Annotated in this window: 14 protein-coding genes; 13 read left to right on the forward strand and 1 reads right to left on the reverse strand. The window is 50.1% G+C overall.

The features are described 5' to 3' along the window. Positions 1–50 precede the first annotated feature (50 nt). A complete protein-coding gene (gene mtaB, locus PG862_RS11530) occupies positions 51–1,367 on the forward strand; it encodes a tRNA (N(6)-L-threonylcarbamoyladenosine(37)-C(2))-methylthiotransferase MtaB (RefSeq protein WP_270707455.1) in 1,317 nt (438 codons plus the stop codon). A gap of 126 nt (positions 1,368–1,493) precedes the next feature. Here the strand turns inward: mtaB and PG862_RS11535 are convergent, their stop codons facing one another. Then, positions 1,494–2,252, reverse strand: coding sequence for a tRNA threonylcarbamoyladenosine dehydratase (locus PG862_RS11535; RefSeq protein WP_118467410.1), 759 nt, complete (start codon positions 2,250–2,252; stop codon positions 1,494–1,496). Positions 2,253–2,955: 703 nt separating this feature from the next. On the opposite strand from PG862_RS11535, the gene cysK reads away from it, so the two are divergent. The 12 genes from cysK (at position 2,956) to era (ending at position 15,424) form a co-directional block, all read left to right on the forward strand. Further along, on the forward strand, positions 2,956–3,891 hold the full coding sequence (cysK, locus tag PG862_RS11540) for a cysteine synthase A (RefSeq protein WP_107001595.1): 936 nt from the start codon (positions 2,956–2,958) through the stop codon (positions 3,889–3,891). 272 nt (positions 3,892–4,163) lie between these two features. Further along, entirely contained in the window at positions 4,164–5,333 is a 1,170-nt protein-coding gene (locus tag PG862_RS11545; RefSeq protein WP_270707456.1) for an ATP-binding protein, read from the forward strand. Between the two features lie 110 nt (positions 5,334–5,443). Then, positions 5,444–5,707 (forward strand): IreB family regulatory phosphoprotein, encoded by a 264-nt coding sequence (locus tag PG862_RS11550; protein ID WP_022359731.1) that lies wholly within the window; start codon positions 5,444–5,446, stop codon positions 5,705–5,707. A gap of 107 nt (positions 5,708–5,814) precedes the next feature. Continuing rightward, positions 5,815–6,252, forward strand: a complete 438-nt coding sequence (gene ruvX / locus PG862_RS11555) for a Holliday junction resolvase RuvX (RefSeq protein ID WP_118293431.1) — start codon at positions 5,815–5,817, stop codon at positions 6,250–6,252. Positions 6,253–6,308: 56 nt separating this feature from the next. After that, the gene (locus tag PG862_RS11560; protein WP_107001592.1) at positions 6,309–6,611 is read left to right on the forward strand and encodes a DUF1292 domain-containing protein; all 303 of its coding nucleotides are present in this window, start codon (positions 6,309–6,311) and stop codon (positions 6,609–6,611) included. 34 nt (positions 6,612–6,645) lie between these two features. Beyond that, positions 6,646–8,313 carry a ribonuclease J gene (locus tag PG862_RS11565; RefSeq protein WP_022359733.1) on the forward strand — a complete coding sequence of 556 codons (1,668 nt, stop codon included), beginning with the start codon at positions 6,646–6,648 and terminating at the stop codon, positions 8,311–8,313. Positions 8,314–8,343: 30 nt separating this feature from the next. Beyond that, positions 8,344–8,757, forward strand: coding sequence for an aminodeoxychorismate lyase (locus tag PG862_RS11570; RefSeq protein WP_270707457.1), 414 nt, complete (start codon positions 8,344–8,346; stop codon positions 8,755–8,757). After that, positions 8,744–9,385, forward strand: coding sequence for an O-methyltransferase (locus PG862_RS11575; protein ID WP_022359735.1), 642 nt, complete (start codon positions 8,744–8,746; stop codon positions 9,383–9,385). Before PG862_RS11570 ends, PG862_RS11575 begins: the two co-directional genes overlap by 14 nt. Positions 9,386–9,399: 14 nt before the next feature. Then, complete coding sequence (locus tag PG862_RS11580; RefSeq protein ID WP_270707459.1) at positions 9,400–10,638, forward strand: peptidase U32 family protein; 1,239 nt, start codon at positions 9,400–9,402, stop codon at positions 10,636–10,638. Positions 10,639–10,672: 34 nt separating this feature from the next. Further along, on the forward strand, positions 10,673–11,485 hold the full coding sequence (locus tag PG862_RS11585) for a YdcF family protein (protein ID WP_270707460.1): 813 nt from the start codon (positions 10,673–10,675) through the stop codon (positions 11,483–11,485). A 76-nt stretch (positions 11,486–11,561) separates the two neighbouring features. Beyond that, a complete protein-coding gene (locus PG862_RS11590) occupies positions 11,562–14,480 on the forward strand; it encodes an insulinase family protein (RefSeq protein WP_270707462.1) in 2,919 nt (972 codons plus the stop codon). A gap of 26 nt (positions 14,481–14,506) precedes the next feature. Continuing rightward, a complete protein-coding gene (era, locus tag PG862_RS11595; RefSeq protein WP_022359739.1) occupies positions 14,507–15,424 on the forward strand; it encodes a GTPase Era in 918 nt (305 codons plus the stop codon). Positions 15,425–15,436: the final 12 nt, after the last annotated feature.

The raw sequence follows: 15,436 nt of genomic DNA on the forward strand, positions 1-15,436 counted from the left end.
AAAGTAATCTGACAAAAGTCAAGAGAGGATTCAATTTAAAGGAGATAAAAATGAGAAAAGCGGCATTCCACAATCTGGGCTGCAAGGTGAACTCATATGAGACGGAAGCCATGCAGCAGCTCTTAGAGGATGCAGGATATGAGATTGTGCCGTTCCGGGAAGGAGCGGATGTTTATATTATCAACACGTGTTCCGTGACGAATGTTGCCGACCGGAAATCGCGCCAGATGCTGCACCGGGCAAAGAAAATGAACCCGTCGGCGGCTGTTGTGGCGGTCGGCTGTTATGTGCAGGCAGCAGGCGCGGAGCTGAAAAAAGATGAGGCGGTCGATCTGATCGTTGGCAATAACCAGAAAAAAGATCTGGTACAGATTCTGGATGATTATTTTGCAGATCACGAAAACAGCGGTGAGATTCTGGATATCGGACATTCACAGGAATACGAAGAACTCCATATCCGCCGGATTGCTGACCATACGCGTGCCTTTATCAAGGTACAGGACGGCTGCAACCAGTTTTGCAGCTATTGTATTATACCATATACGAGAGGACGCGTCCGCAGCCGCCGCCCGGAGGACATCGAGCACGAGGTGCGCGGGATTGCGGAAGCCGGATACAAGGAAATTGTCTTGACAGGTATCCATTTAAGCTCCTATGGTGTCGATTTCAAGGATGAGCAGAAAGAAAATCTGCTGACTTTAATCAAACGTCTCGACCAGATTCCGGGCATTGAGCGCCTGCGCCTTGGTTCTCTTGAACCACGTATCGTAACCCGCGAATTTGCCAAAGAGCTGGCGAGGCTGCGGACCATCTGCCCGCACTTCCATCTGTCACTCCAGAGTGGCTGTGATGCGACTTTAAAGCGCATGAACCGCCGCTACAACGCTGCTGAATATCAGGCGTGCTGTGAAATTCTGCGGGAAGAATTTGACAATCCGGCGATCACGACCGATGTCATCGTAGGATTCCCGGGCGAGACCGAAGAAGAATTTGCCGAAACAGAACGCTTCTTAAAAGCGATCCATTTCTACGAGATGCATATATTCAAATACTCCCGCCGCGCAGGCACCCGCGCCGCCGATATGCCGGATCAGGTATCAGAAGGAACCAAATCTGTCCGCAGCGATATCCTGCTGGCACTGGAAAAACAGCAGTCCTTAGAATACCGCGGGCGCTTCCTCGGAACTGAAGAAGAAATCCTTCTCGAAGAACCCATCGAGATCGACGGAACCAAATACATGATGGGACACACCCGCCAGTACGTCAAAGGTGCCGTTCCATACGAAGAAGGATTAAAAAATAAGACGGTGAAGGGAATCTTCACGAAGGCACTGAATGAAGAGGTGCTTTTACTGGAAAGTGAATAGAAGACCGTAAACGAAAAAACCAATGATACCCCCAAGATGGGATTCATTGGTTTTTTACATACATATAAAATTTCAAAAAATGACATAAATAGAATATATCGACTTAATAAATTAACCAGTAAGCAATCAATGAACCCCGACGAGATCCTTAATAACCTCCCCGGCAATAATCAGTCCCACTACTGATGGTACAAACGAGATACTACCCGGAATCTGCCGTCTGTCGGTACATTTACGGGCGGTTCCCGGCGGGCAGACACAGTGGGAACGGCAGGAGATTGCCATATCATCGCCCGGAGTCAAGGGTTTCTCTTTCGAATAAACCACTTTCAGTTTCTTGATTCCGCGTTTTTTTAGCTCACGCCGCATGACCTTCGCGAGGGGGCAGACGGAAGTCTTATAAATGTCAGTTACCTCAAAGGCAGCCGGATCCAGCTTGTTTCCGGCACCCATCGAGCTGATGATCGGCGTGTGGCTTGCCTCTGCCTGTTCTACCAGCATCAGTTTTCCCGTTACGGTGTCGATTGCGTCGATCACGTAGTCATACTGGGAAAAATCAAATTCCTTCGCGGTATCCGGCATGTAGAATGTCTTGTAGGTGTGGACAACCGCATGCGGGTTGATGGATTTGATGCGTTCCTCAGCGACATCGACCTTGTACTTTCCGATGGTGGAGGTGGTTGCGATGATCTGACGGTTGATGTTGGTTAAGCAGACCTTGTCATCGTCGATGAGATCAAGCGTGCCGACGCCGCTGCGCGCGAGCGCCTCCACCGCATAGCCGCCGACACCGCCGATGCCGAAGATGGCAACGCGGGCTTTCGATAAACGCTCCATGGCATCCCTGCCGAGGAGAAGTTCAGTTCTGGAAAATGAATTTAACATATGATACTCCCTTGTAATATATTCTGTCAGTAGCTTCACAGTCACAACTGTGCTATACTAAATAATAGCAGGCTCTGTTTCTGAACGTTTTTTACCCATCAGTTCGGTATTTTATTGTAAAGGTGCGGTCTGCGTTTGTCAAGAAAGACATGAAGAAACGTAACAAAGTGTGCAAATAATCGTTACTGGGCACGTATGCGTGAACAGTAACAAATAATCAAAAAAAGGTTGACAGATATTGCATAAAGTGATAATATGCCTACTAAGCTGATAGGAAAAAGAAAAGGAGTGAAGATCATGAAAGCAGTCAATGGTTTTGGGATGAATATGATGTGTTGCAGCAATGGTTGTATTTGTATGGATCGATGTTGTTGTCGCATTTGTGTACGCGAAAACCAGAAGGCTGGACTTCGGTAAGCGAGGTTTCCGGGAAAAACGGGTTTCGTGAACCTTTTTATTCATAAGGGTTAAGGATATAGAAAGAGCGCATCCGCGTACACAGAAAAACAAGCAGGACAGGCGGCAGAAAAGCTGGATTGGACGGCGGTAAATGTGTATAGAGGATGGGCTCTTTTCGCATTTTAAACTTCTTTTGAAGCGAGTTTTTCAAATTGGAAAAGAGTTCTGGAAAAAAGAAGAATCTATAGAAATATATAAAAATTAAAAAATATAAAAATCATCACAGATACAGGAGGAAATCATCATGGCAAACATTTATAAGGGAACACTGGGACTGGTAGGAAACACACCGTTAGTTGAGGTTGTGAATGTTGAGAAAGCGCTGGGACTGGAAGCAACGGTTCTGGTAAAACTGGAGTATTTAAATCCGGCTGGAAGCGTGAAGGATCGTATTGCAAAAGGCATGATTGAGGATGCAGAGAAGAGAGGTGTCCTGAAAGAGGGTTCCGTCATCATCGAGCCGACTTCCGGCAATACCGGTATCGGTCTGGCGTCCATCGCAGCAGCGAAGGGATATCGCATCATCCTGACGATGCCGGAGACGATGAGCGTGGAGCGCCGCAACATTCTGAAAGCGTACGGTGCAGAGATTGTCCTGACTGAGGGCGCAAAGGGCATGAAGGGCGCGATCGAGAAGGCAGAAGAGCTGGCAAAGGAGACACCGGGCAGCTTCTTAGCCGGTCAGTTTGTCAATCCGGTCAATCCGGCGGTTCACAGAGCAACCACTGGTCCGGAGATCTGGAATGATACCGACGGAAAGGTTGATATCCTGATCGCAGGCGTTGGTACCGGCGGAACTCTGACAGGTACCGGCGAATACTTAAAATCCCAGAACCCGAATGTGAAAGTCGTAGCGCTGGAGCCGGCTTCCTCCCCGGTATTAAAGACAGGCAAGGGCGGCGCACACAAGATTCAGGGTATCGGCGCCGGATTTGTACCGGATGTACTGAACACTAAAATTTATGATGAGATTTTCGAGGCGGAGAATGAGGATGCATTTGCAGCAGCAAAACTTCTGGCACACAAAGAGGGCATCTTAGTCGGCATTTCCTCCGGAGCAGCCCTGCATGGTGCGATTGAGCTGGCAAAGCGGCCGGAAAATAAGGGGAAAACCATTGTAGCGATTCTTCCAGACAGTGGTGACCGCTATTATTCCACACCACTCTTTACAGAGGACTAGGAGTTACTGGGCACGTATGCGTGAACAGTAATGACTAAGAGACTAATTATAGAAATAGGACTTCCCAGAATGCGGGGAGAGTGTTATAATTAATAGAAAATGAGTTACTGGTTACGTGCGCGTGAACGGTAACAAAGCAGCAGAAAACACAGGACCCGTTTGTTTGGCAGAGCACTGTCAGAGCGGATCCTGTGCTTTTGTTTCATTTCATGAGAATTGTGTCTTATTTCTTAAAGAGGATTTTGCAAATAACGGATACAGGAGAATATACAATGAAAACGATTACGATTGAGGAGCTGGAAGCGTTAAAGGATGCGGAGAAGACGATCGTGGACATCCGCCCGCAGGACCAGTATATGCGCGGAACATTTCCGGGGGCGGTAAGCCTCCCGGCGTTCCGGCTGGAAGAGCAGTATGAGGAAGAAACAGCCAGGTTAGACAAAATGCATCCAGTGTACGTGATGTGCCATACCGGTGAGAAGAGTCAGGAGTGGGTGCGTCGTCTGACCGGAGACGGATTTGACGCGGTCAATGTGGAGGGTGGTTACCGTGCGTGGCTGCGCCTCTCCCTGTCCCGCTTCGTAGGCGGAGAATCCGAGGCGGATCGAGAGGAAAAACGGGCGAGAATTGAGCAGAGTATTATAAAAAAATTCCGCAAGCCGATCTGGCGGGCGTTTACGCGGGCGCTCAACACCTACGACCTGATTCAGGAGGGCGACAAGATCGCAGTCTGTATCTCCGGCGGCAAGGATTCCATGCTGATGGCGAAACTTTTCCAGGAATTGAAAAAACATGGAAAATTCCAGTTTGAAACCGTTTTTCTAGTGATGAATCCGGGCTACAATGCGGATAACTGGAAGATCATCCAGGACAATGCGAAACTTCTCGGCATTCCGCTGACGGTATTTGAGAGCGATATTTTCGACACGGTGGCGACGATCGAACAGAATCCGTGCTACCTTTGTGCCAGAATGCGACGCGGTCACCTCTATGCACAGGCGAAAGCGCTGGGCTGCAATAAAATTGCGCTTGGTCATCATTTTGATGATGTGATCGAGACGATCCTCATGGGAATGCTGTACAGCGGCAAGATTGAGACGATGATGCCGAAGCTGCACAGCCAGAATTTCGAGGGCATGGAGCTGATCCGCCCGATGTACCTTATCAAGGAAGATGCGGTCAAGGCGTGGCGCGATTACAACGGACTGCAGTTTATACAGTGCGCGTGCCGTTTTACTGAAAATTGCGTTAGCTGCGGAGGCGGACGTGGTTCCAAGCGCGATGAGATGAAGGAATTGATCGCCCATTTCCGCAAGGAGAGCGACGTGATCGAGAAAAATATCTTTAAGAGTGTCCACAATATCAACTTAAAGACTGTGATCGGTTACCACAAGGACGATTGGACGTACAATTTCCTGGATGATTATAATGATAAAAAATAACTTGCCGAATGGGGTAAAGTAGAGTAAAATAAAAAAGAGTAGTTTACCTGCACGCATGGATCCGCAGAGTGACAGAGCGCGGCGGGTATTTAAAAGGACGTGAAGACAAAATGGGTGATATCAGCAATACACAGTTTTTTAGAGCAGTACAGGAAGAGAAGAAGCTGGAGGCAAGCCAGGTTCTGGAACAGGTATATACAGCGCTGACGGAGAAGGGTTACAACCCGATCAATCAGATTGTAGGATATATTATGTCTGGAGATCCGACCTATATTACCAGCCACAAGAGTGCCAGAAGCCTGATTATGAAGGTAGAGCGTGACGAAATTCTGGAAGAGCTTGTGAAGGTATATATTGAGACGAAGCTTCAGTAAAGAGTGGATGCAGCACGGCAATTAAAAAGCGGAAGAGTAAACAGCTGGCGACAACAGTCCAATATCTGACGGGCTGCCAGCTTGTTTTGTTATGGAGAAAATAGAATATGAGAATTATGGGGCTTGATTTTGGATCGAAGACCACGGGAGTGGCAGTCAGCGATCCGTTAGGCATTACAGCACAGGGGATTGAGACGATCACACGGAAGGATGAGAACAAACTTCGCCAGACCTGCGCCCGGATTGAAGAGCTGATCCGGGAATACGAGGTTGGGACGATTGTTTTGGGGTATCCTAAAAATATGAATAATACGCTGGGAGAGCGCGTTGAAAAGACGCTGGCATTTAAAGAGATGCTGGAACGGCGGACGAACCTTCCGGTCGTTATGTGGGACGAGCGCCTGACGACGAATGCGGCGGAGCAGATTCTGATCGAGAGTGGAGTGCGCCGGGAAAACCGGAAGAGCGTGATTGATAAGATTGCGGCAGTATTGATTTTGCAGGGATATTTGGATTTACAGGCACAAGGAAAAGCGGAAGAATAAATTATCAGTGATAAAAATCAATGATTGAAAATAAAGAATAGAAGGAGAATCATAGAATGGGAAACCTGGATTCAATGTTAGATGAACTGAATAATATGGAAAACAGCATCACGCTGAGGGATGAGAACGGCGAGGAAGTGAAGCTGTATGTCCTGGAAGAGACAAAGTTAAATGGCGAGTCCTATCTGCTGGCAAGTGATACGAAGGACGGCGATGGAGAGTGCTATCTGTTGAGAGATACATCAAAGCCGGAGGATGCAGAAGCAGCTTACGAATTTGTGGACGATGACGGAGAACTGGAGTATATGTCCAAGGTGTTTGCGGAGCTGATGAGCGATCTGGGCGTTGATATCGAATAAAAATCTAAAAATCAAATTTTTGGAGGTGCATTGATTGAAAAAGGAAACAAATCATAATAAGGTAAAGATCATACCGCTCGGTGGTCTGGAACAGATCGGTATGAATATGACTGCCTTCGAATATGAAGACAGCATTATTGTAGTAGACTGCGGTATGGCATTCCCGAGCGACGATATGCTGGGAATCGATCTGGTTATCCCGGATGTATCCTATTTAAAGAACAACATTGACAAAGTCAAGGGCTTTGTGATCACGCACGGACATGAGGACCATATCGGCGCGCTGCCGTATGTACTCCGCGATGTTCCGGCACCGGTATACGGCACCAAACTGACGATCGGACTGATTGAGAATAAATTAAAAGAGCATAATATGATGAAGACCGTCCGCCGCAAGGTCGTAAAGCACGGACAGTCCATCAATCTCGGATGTTTTCGGATTGAGTTTATCAAGACGAACCACAGTATCGCAGATGCATCGGCGCTTGCGATCTTCTCCCCGGCTGGCATTATCGTCCACACCGGCGACTTCAAGATCGATTACACACCGGTATTCGGTGAACCGGCGGATCTGCAGCGTTTTGCCGAGCTTGGAAAGAAAGGCGTGCTGGCGCTGATGTGTGACAGTACCAACGCGATCCGTCCGGGATTTACGATGTCGGAGCGCACCGTCGGCAAGACCTTTGATTCGATTTTTGCAGAGCACAAGAACAACCGGATCATCGTTGCGACGTTTGCTTCCAACGTAGACCGTGTCCAGCAGATCATCAATACGGCATACCACTATGGACGTAAGGTAGTGGTCGAGGGCCGAAGCATGGTCAATGTCATCGGCACGGCGAGCGAACTTGGATACATTAATATTCCGGAAAATACACTGATCGACATTGAACATCTGAAAAATTATAAGAAAGAGGATACCGTCCTTATCACGACCGGCAGCCAGGGCGAGTCTCTGGCGGCCCTGTCCCGTATGGCGGCAGACCTGCACAAGAAGGTTTCGATCATGCCGGGTGACGTGGTTATTTTAAGTTCCACCCCGATTCCGGGCAATGAGAAAGCCGTTGCAAGAGTTATCAACGAGCTGTCGATGAAGGGCGCAGAGGTTATCAACCAGGATACCCACGTATCCGGACATGCCTGCCAGGAGGAGATCAAGCTGATGTACTCCTTAGTTCGTCCGAAATTCTCGATTCCGGTACACGGTGAATACCGCCACCTGATGGCGCAGCGCAACCTGGCAATCTCAATGGGCATTCCGAAGGAAAATGTCATCCTGATGCGCTCAGGTGATGTGATCGAGATCGGGGACGAGGGCTACCGTGTTGCCGACCATGTACAGGCGGGCGGTATCCTGGTCGATGGTCTGGGCATCGGTGATGTCGGAAATATCGTTCTGCGCGACCGCCAGAACCTGGCACAGAACGGTATCATTATTGTGGTACTGACGTTGGAGAAATACAGCAACCAGCTCTTAGCGGGACCGGATATCGTGTCCCGAGGTTTCGTCTATGTGCGTGAGTCCGAGGATCTGATGGAAGAGGCACAGAGAATCGTGGATGAAGCCGTACAAGGCTGTCTTGAGAAGCACGTGAGCGACTGGGGCAAGATCAAGAACATTATCCGCGACAGCCTGAGTGATTTCCTATGGAAGAAGATGAAGAGAAATCCGATGATTCTTCCGATCATCATGGAAGTGTAGAAGACTGCAAAAGCAGCACGGAGGTGGCATATGAGCCGGACATCTGGGGAACCCCATATCGCAGTATCGATTCTGGACAGTGTGTTCCGGATCGTTTTTCTGGTACTGACACTGTTTCTGCTCTATGAGGGCGCAACGAAGGGCTACTGGCTGGGGCATGAGATATTTAACCCGACCGCAGTTGAGGCAGAGCCGGGAAGAATGAGAACGGTTACCATCGAGGAAAGCGAAAGCACCTCCGAGACAGGCGAAGCGCTGGAACGCGTCGGTTTGATTCAAAGCCGCGTGGTCTTTGTGCTGCAGGCAAAGATTTATGAATACAAGATATATCCGGGGACCTATCAGTTCAGCACCGCCCAGACTTCTCTGGAGATGCTGAAGGAGATGGATGAGGCGGCAGCTTCTGCCGCCAGCCCGGAGGAGGATAAAAGTGATAGTAAATGACAGAATTACCGCCTATATCCAGTCGCTGGACGCGGGCAACGGACCGCTGCTCGACTCGATAGAGGAAGAAGCGCTGGCTGACTGCGTGCCGATCATCCGCAGGGAGACCTCCGCATTTCTGAAAACACTGATTGCTCTCAAGCGCCCGCAGTCGATTCTGGAGGTAGGAACGGCTGTGGGCTATTCGGCTTTACTGATGAGCCGTGTGATGCCGGAAAACTGCCGGATCACGACGATTGAGAAGTACGAAAAAAGAATACCGATTGCCAAGCGCAATTTTGAAAGGGCAGGAAAAGAGCCGTGCATTACTTTACTGGAAGGCGATGCGGAAGAGATACTGGGGACGCTTTCCGGCCCTTATGATTTTATATTTATGGATGCGGCTAAGGGGCAGTATATGCACTGGTTGCCTCAGATTTTGCGTCTGCTGCCGTCCGGCGGCGTTCTTCTGTCGGACAATGTCTTACAGGACGGCGATATCGTGGAATCCCGCTATGCGGTCGAGCGCCGCAACCGGACGATCCACACGCGGATGCGCGATTATTTATATGAACTGACACACATGAAAGAATTTGAGACGTCTGTCATTCCGATCGGGGATGGCGTGGCGTTAAGTGTAAAGCGATAAAAGAAAGGAAAAACATGAGAAAACTGGAACTTCTAATCCCGGCGGGCAGCCTGGACGTCCTCAAGACGGCGGTCCTTTACGGAGCCGATGCGGTCTATCTGGGCGGCGAGGCGTTTGGTCTGCGGGCAAAGGCGAAGAATTTTACGAACGAAGAGATCAAAGAGGGCATTGCGTTCGCCCATGAGCGCGGCGTCAAAGTATATATTACAGCAAATATTTTTGCACATAATGATGATTTAGCCGGTGTGGAAGAATATTTCACAGAACTGAAAGAAATCAAGCCGGATGCGCTGATTATTTCCGATCCGGGTGTCTTTGAGATTGCCAGACGCATTCTCCCGGAGATGGAGATCCATATCAGCACACAGGCAAATAATACAAACTACGGGACGTTCCTTTTCTGGTATAAACAGGGCGCGAAGCGCGTGGTAACGGCGCGGGAGCTGTCCTTGAAGGAGATTCGCGAGATCCGCGAACATATTCCGGAGGATATGGAGATCGAGAGCTTCATCCACGGAGCGATGTGCATTTCCTATTCAGGACGATGTCTTCTCAGCAATTTTCTGACGGGGCGCGACGCGAACCAGGGCGCCTGTACTCATCCGTGCCGCTGGAAATATGCGGTGGCGGAGGAGACAAGACCGGGCGAGTGGATGCCGGTCTATGAAAATGAGCGCGGCAGCTATATTTTCAACTCCCGCGACCTGTGCATGATTGAGCACATTCCGGAGATGGTCGAAGCAGGAATCGACAGCTTCAAGATCGAGGGACGCATGAAGACAGCACTCTATGTGGCAACCGTGGCGAGAACCTACCGAATCGCAATCGACGATTATCTGGAAAGCCCGGAAAAATACCAGTCCAAGATGGAGTGGTATAAGAGTGAGATCCGCAAATGTACCCACCGGGAATACATTACTGGATTTTATTTCCATAAACCGGGTACCGAGTCGCAGGTATACGGAAGCAATACTTATGTAAAACCGTACACCTATCTGGGAACGGTCGGCGCTGTGCGCGGGGATGGCCTGGTTCATCTGGAGCAGAAGAATAAATTCAGCGTGGGAGAGACGATCGAGATCATGAAGCCGGACGGACGTAACCTGCGTGTGGAAGTGAAAGCCATCTTTACCGAGGATGGAACCGCGCAGGAGAGCGCACCGCACCCGAAGCAGCAGCTCTGGGTAGACTTAGGCGGCATGGCAAAGCCGCAGGATATCCTGCGGCGTGAGGACGAAGCGCTGGATTTGTAAAGGTGCGGCTGGATGGACATCAGGAGGATGACAGATGGTTTGGTTTTTAGGAGGAACGGCGGTCCTGTGCCTGTTATATTATATCATAATTGTTATTTATTCGGGTGTTTCGACTTCGTTTGCCTTGATCTGGCCCTGCTTGGCGATCATTTTGGGACTTCTGGCGGCTGGATGGTGGTTTGGCAGCCAACATGAGGGCAGAATCCCCGTGTGGATCGGCGTTTCCGTCGGGACAGTATGTGCGGCGGGATTTCTGATTCTGGTGATCACGGAGGTTTTGATCGGCTGGAGCGCCATTACGGCGACGGGACAGCCGGCGGACTATGTGATCGTGCTGGGAGCACGTGTGCGCGGCACCAAGATCAGCAATTCTCTAAAGCAGCGTCTGGATCGGGCGATCGAGTATTCGGAGGAATATCCGAACACGGTTCTGGTGCTTTCCGGCGGAAAAGGTCCGGGCGAGGAGATCAGCGAGGCGCGGGCGATGTACGAATATTTACAGTACAACGGGATTCCGGAGGATAAGCTGCTGATTGAAGACCAGTCCTCCGACACGGTGCAGAACATCGAGTTCAGCCGGACGGTGATCGACCGGCAGGAATACAACAAGGCGCAGGCGGCGCGGGCACACCTGATGGAGTTTTACCGTGAGCGCCCGGACGGCGATACCATCCGGATCGGGATTCTGACAAGCAATTACCATGTGTTCCGGGCGGAGGCGATCGCGCGCAGACAGGAGATCGAGCCGGTCGGCGTGGCAGCTGCATGCGACCCGGTGCTGGCGGTGCACCTGTGGCTGCGGGAGGCATTTGCCGTACTAAAAGACAAATTTATGGGAAGACTGTAAAAAAAGAAGAAAAGAGATGCGATTCAACAGATGTCTGTATGCACTGTGGAATCGTTTCAGAGAAAGGAAAGACAGCATGACAGTAAAAGATTTGAAGAGCTATCAGATCCTGAATGAAAAACACGTAAAAGAGCTGAATTCTGATGGGATTCTTCTGGAACATAAGAAGACGGGAGCGAGAGTGTTCCTGCTCTCGAATGACGATGAGAACAAGGTATTCTGCATCGGATTCCGTACCCCGCCATCTGACAGCACGGGTGTGCCGCATATCATGGAGCACAGCGTTTTATGCGGTTCGGCGAAATTTCCAGTCAAGGATCCGTTTGTAGAGCTGGTGAAGGGCTCATTAAATACTTTCTTAAACGCGATGACCTACCCGGATAAGACGGTATACCCGGTTGCAAGCTGCAACGACAAGGATTTCCAGAACCTGATGGACGTCTATATGGACGCGGTTCTGCATCCGAATATCTATAAAGAAGAGAAGATTTTCCGCCAGGAGGGCTGGCATTACGAGATGGAGTCGGCGGACAGCCCGATCACGGTAAACGGTGTCGTTTACAATGAGATGAAGGGTGCATTTTCCTCCCCGGAGGGCGTGCTTGATCGCTACACGCAGAACACGCTTTACCCGGATACCTGCTATACGCATGAGTCCGGCGGCGCCCCGGAGGTTATCCCGGAGCTGACCTATGAGGATTTCCTGAATTTCCACCGCAAATTCTACCATCCGTCCAACAGCTTTATCTATCTGTACGGAAATATGGATATGGCAGAGAAGCTGGACTGGCTGGATCGTGAGTATTTAAGCCACTATGACCGTCAGCCGGTGGATTCTGAAATTCACTACCAGAAGCCGTTTGACGCGCCGAAGGACCGTGAGATCTTCTATCCGATCACTGAGGATGAGCCGGAGGATCACGCAACCTACCTGTCGGTTAATACGGTGGTGGGCGACGATCTCGACCCGATTCTCTACATGGCATTTCAGATCCTGGAGTATGTGCTTTTGGATGCGCCGGGCGCCGTTTTAAAGAAAGAACTCATCAGCGCCGGGATTGGCCAGGATATCCTGGGAAGCTATGAAAATGGTATTTTACAGCCATATTTTTCTGTCATTGCGAAAAATGCGGATGGCAGCCAGAAAGTGGCATTTTTAAAGACTGTCAAGGGAACGCTTAAGAAGCTGGCAGATGATGGCATCAACCAGAAGAGCCTGATGGCGGGCATCAACTACTATGAATTCCGCAGCCGTGAGGCGGATTTCGGCAACGCGCCGAAAGGATTGATGTACGGCTTGCAGTGCTTAGATAGCTGGCTGTACGGCGGCGATCCGCTGATGCACCTGGAATATGAGGAGACATTTGCATTCCTCAAAAAAGCAGCAAAGGAAGGATATTTTGAAGAACTGATCCGCAAATATCTCTTAGATAACCCGTTTGAGGCGGTGATCACGGTCAGCCCGAAGCGGGGACTGACGGCGATCGAGGATGAGAAGCTGCGTGAAAAGCTGGAAGCATATAAGAAGAGCCTGGGCGCGGAGGAGATTCAGGCGATCGTGGATGGCACGAAAGAGCTGAAAGAGTATCAGGACACCCCGTCCCCGAAGGAAGATTTAGAGAAGATTCCGCTGTTGAAACGCTCAGATATCCGCAAAGAGGCGGAGAAATTTATCCTGACCGAGCGCGAGATTGGCGGAACCAAGGTGCTGGCACATGAGCTCTTTACCTCAGGCATCGGTTATCTGCGCGTGATGTTCCGTACCGACCATGTACCGTCCAGGGATCTGCCGTATGTGGGACTTTTGAAAGCAGTGCTTGGATTTGTCGATACGACGAAACACACATACAGCGATTTGTCGGATGAGATCAACTTAAATACCGGCGGTATCACGATCAGCGTCAGCTCCTATGCGGACAGCCGGAAACAGGGCGCGTTTACCGGTATTTTTACCGCGAGTGCCCGGGTGCTGTGCGAGAAGCTGGACTTCGGATTTTCAGCGATCGCGGAGATTCTGCTTGATTCAATCCTTGATGATGAGAAACGTCTCGGCGAGATTGTGGCGGAGACGAAGTCGAAGAGCCAGATGCGTTTAAATCAGGCGGCACATTCAGCGGCAGTGATGAGAGCCAGCTCCTATTTTTCAGCAGAATCGGCATTTGACGACTGCACGGGCGGAATCGGCTTCTACCAGTTCCTTGAAGAGACGGCAAAGCACTTTGAGGAGAAAAAGGGCGAGGTGATCGCGAAATTAAAAGAGACGGCGGCACGCCTGTTTACAAAAGAAAATATGCTGATAAGCTACACGGCAGCAGCCGACGATCAGGCAGGGCTTGAAGCAGCGCTTCCGCTTTTAAAAGAACGTCTTCCACAGGGCGACGGAACCGTTTATCCGTTTGAGTGGAAAAAAGAGAACTTAAACGAGGGCTTCATGACCTCCTCCCAGGTCAATTATCTGGCGCGTTGCGGCAATTTCGTGGAGAAAGGGCTGGCATACAAGGGCACGCTGCGGACGCTGAAAGTCATTCTCGGATATGATTATCTGTGGATCAATGTCCGTGTCAAGGGCGGCGCTTACGGCGTCATGAATGGAGCCGGACGGTTTGGCGACAGCTATTTCGTTTCCTACCGCGATCCGAACCTGCGTGAGACGAATGAGGTTTACGAGGGTATCGTGCCGTATCTGGAGCAGTTTGAGGCAGACGAGCGTGATATGACAAAATTCGTGATTGGAACCATCAGCGACCTTGATGCACCGCTTCTGCCGCCGTACAAAGGCATTCGCGCCGACGCGGCCTGGTTTACCGGCGTGACGGATGCGATGATCCAGAAAGAGAGAGACGAGATCCTGGCAGTTACCCCGGAGGATATCCGGGAGCTGGCGCCGATTATCAGGGCAGTGCTCAGTGAGCAGAGCATCTGTGCGATTGGAAATGCAGAAAAAGTCAAGGCAAATCAGGATCTGTTTAAGACGGTGAAGAATCTGTTTAACTAAACAAAATGCAAGTGAAAGGAAACAAGATGGCAAATACAGATACAAAAGAGTTTAAATCTGGCTTTGTGACCCTGATCGGGCGTCCGAATGTTGGCAAATCCACGCTGATGAACCACCTGATCGGACAGAAGATTGCGATCACATCTGAGAAGCCGCAGACGACCCGGAACCGTATCCAGACGGTTTACACAGACGAGCGCGGACAGATCATTTTTCTGGACACACCGGGTATCCACAAGGCGAAAAACAAGCTGGGCGAGTACATGGTCAATGTCGCAGAGAATACGTTAAAAGAGGTTGATGTGATTCTCTGGCTGGTAGAGCCGACCACCTTCATCGGGGCAGGCGAGCGCCACATTGCAGAGCAGCTTTCGAAGATCAAGACGCCGGTCATTCTGGTTATTAATAAAATTGATACGGTCAAATCGAAGGAAGAGATTCTGACCTTTATCGCGGCATATAAGGATATTTTGAATTTTGCGGAGATTATCCCGGTTTCGGCTCTCAAAGAGATGAATATCGAGGATGTCAAGAGCAGTATTTTTAAATATCTCCCGGCAGGTCCGCAGTTTTACGATGAGGATACCGTCACCGACCAGCCGATGCGCCAGATCGCAGCGGAGCTGATCCGCGAGAAAGCGCTTCGGATGCTGGACGACGAGATCCCGCACGGCATTGCAGTTGTCATCGACCAGATGAAAGAGCGCCCAAACGGCATCATCGACGTGGATGCAACGATCGTGTGCGAGCGCGATTCCCACAAGGGCATCATCATCGGAAAAGGCGGATCGATGTTAAAACGTATCGGAACCGCTGCCCGGATGGAAATTGAAAATCTGATGGACACGAAGGTCAACCTGAAACTCTGGGTTAAAGTGCGCCGGGAGTGGAGAGACAGCGATATGTATATGAAGAATTACGGATATAACCCGAAAGAAATTTAAGTGAGGGAAGGA

This window comes from Clostridium fessum (assembly GCF_027698965.1).
GTDB classification, from domain to species: domain Bacteria; phylum Bacillota; class Clostridia; order Lachnospirales; family Lachnospiraceae; genus Otoolea; species Otoolea fessa.

Bases quoted from the DNA above. Each gene is read 5' to 3' on its own strand.
- era (WP_022359739.1), top strand. From the start codon at position 14,507: ATGGCAAATACAGATACAAAAGAGTTTAAATCTGGCTTTGTGACCCTG.
- PG862_RS11590 (WP_270707462.1), top strand. From the start codon at position 11,562: ATGACAGTAAAAGATTTGAAGAGCTATCAGATCCTGAATGAAAAACAC.
- PG862_RS11580 (WP_270707459.1), top strand. From the start codon at position 9,400: ATGAGAAAACTGGAACTTCTAATCCCGGCGGGCAGCCTGGACGTCCTC.
- cysK (WP_107001595.1), top strand. From the start codon at position 2,956: ATGGCAAACATTTATAAGGGAACACTGGGACTGGTAGGAAACACACCG.
- PG862_RS11560 (WP_107001592.1), top strand. From the start codon at position 6,309: ATGGGAAACCTGGATTCAATGTTAGATGAACTGAATAATATGGAAAAC.
- PG862_RS11585 (WP_270707460.1), top strand. From the start codon at position 10,673: ATGGTTTGGTTTTTAGGAGGAACGGCGGTCCTGTGCCTGTTATATTAT.
- ruvX (WP_118293431.1), top strand. From the start codon at position 5,815: ATGAGAATTATGGGGCTTGATTTTGGATCGAAGACCACGGGAGTGGCA.
- mtaB (WP_270707455.1), top strand. From the start codon at position 51: ATGAGAAAAGCGGCATTCCACAATCTGGGCTGCAAGGTGAACTCATAT.
- PG862_RS11545 (WP_270707456.1), top strand. From the start codon at position 4,164: ATGAAAACGATTACGATTGAGGAGCTGGAAGCGTTAAAGGATGCGGAG.
- PG862_RS11570 (WP_270707457.1), top strand. From the start codon at position 8,344: ATGAGCCGGACATCTGGGGAACCCCATATCGCAGTATCGATTCTGGAC.
- PG862_RS11535 (WP_118467410.1), bottom strand. From the start codon at position 2,252: ATGTTAAATTCATTTTCCAGAACTGAACTTCTCCTCGGCAGGGATGCC.
- PG862_RS11550 (WP_022359731.1), top strand. From the start codon at position 5,444: ATGGGTGATATCAGCAATACACAGTTTTTTAGAGCAGTACAGGAAGAG.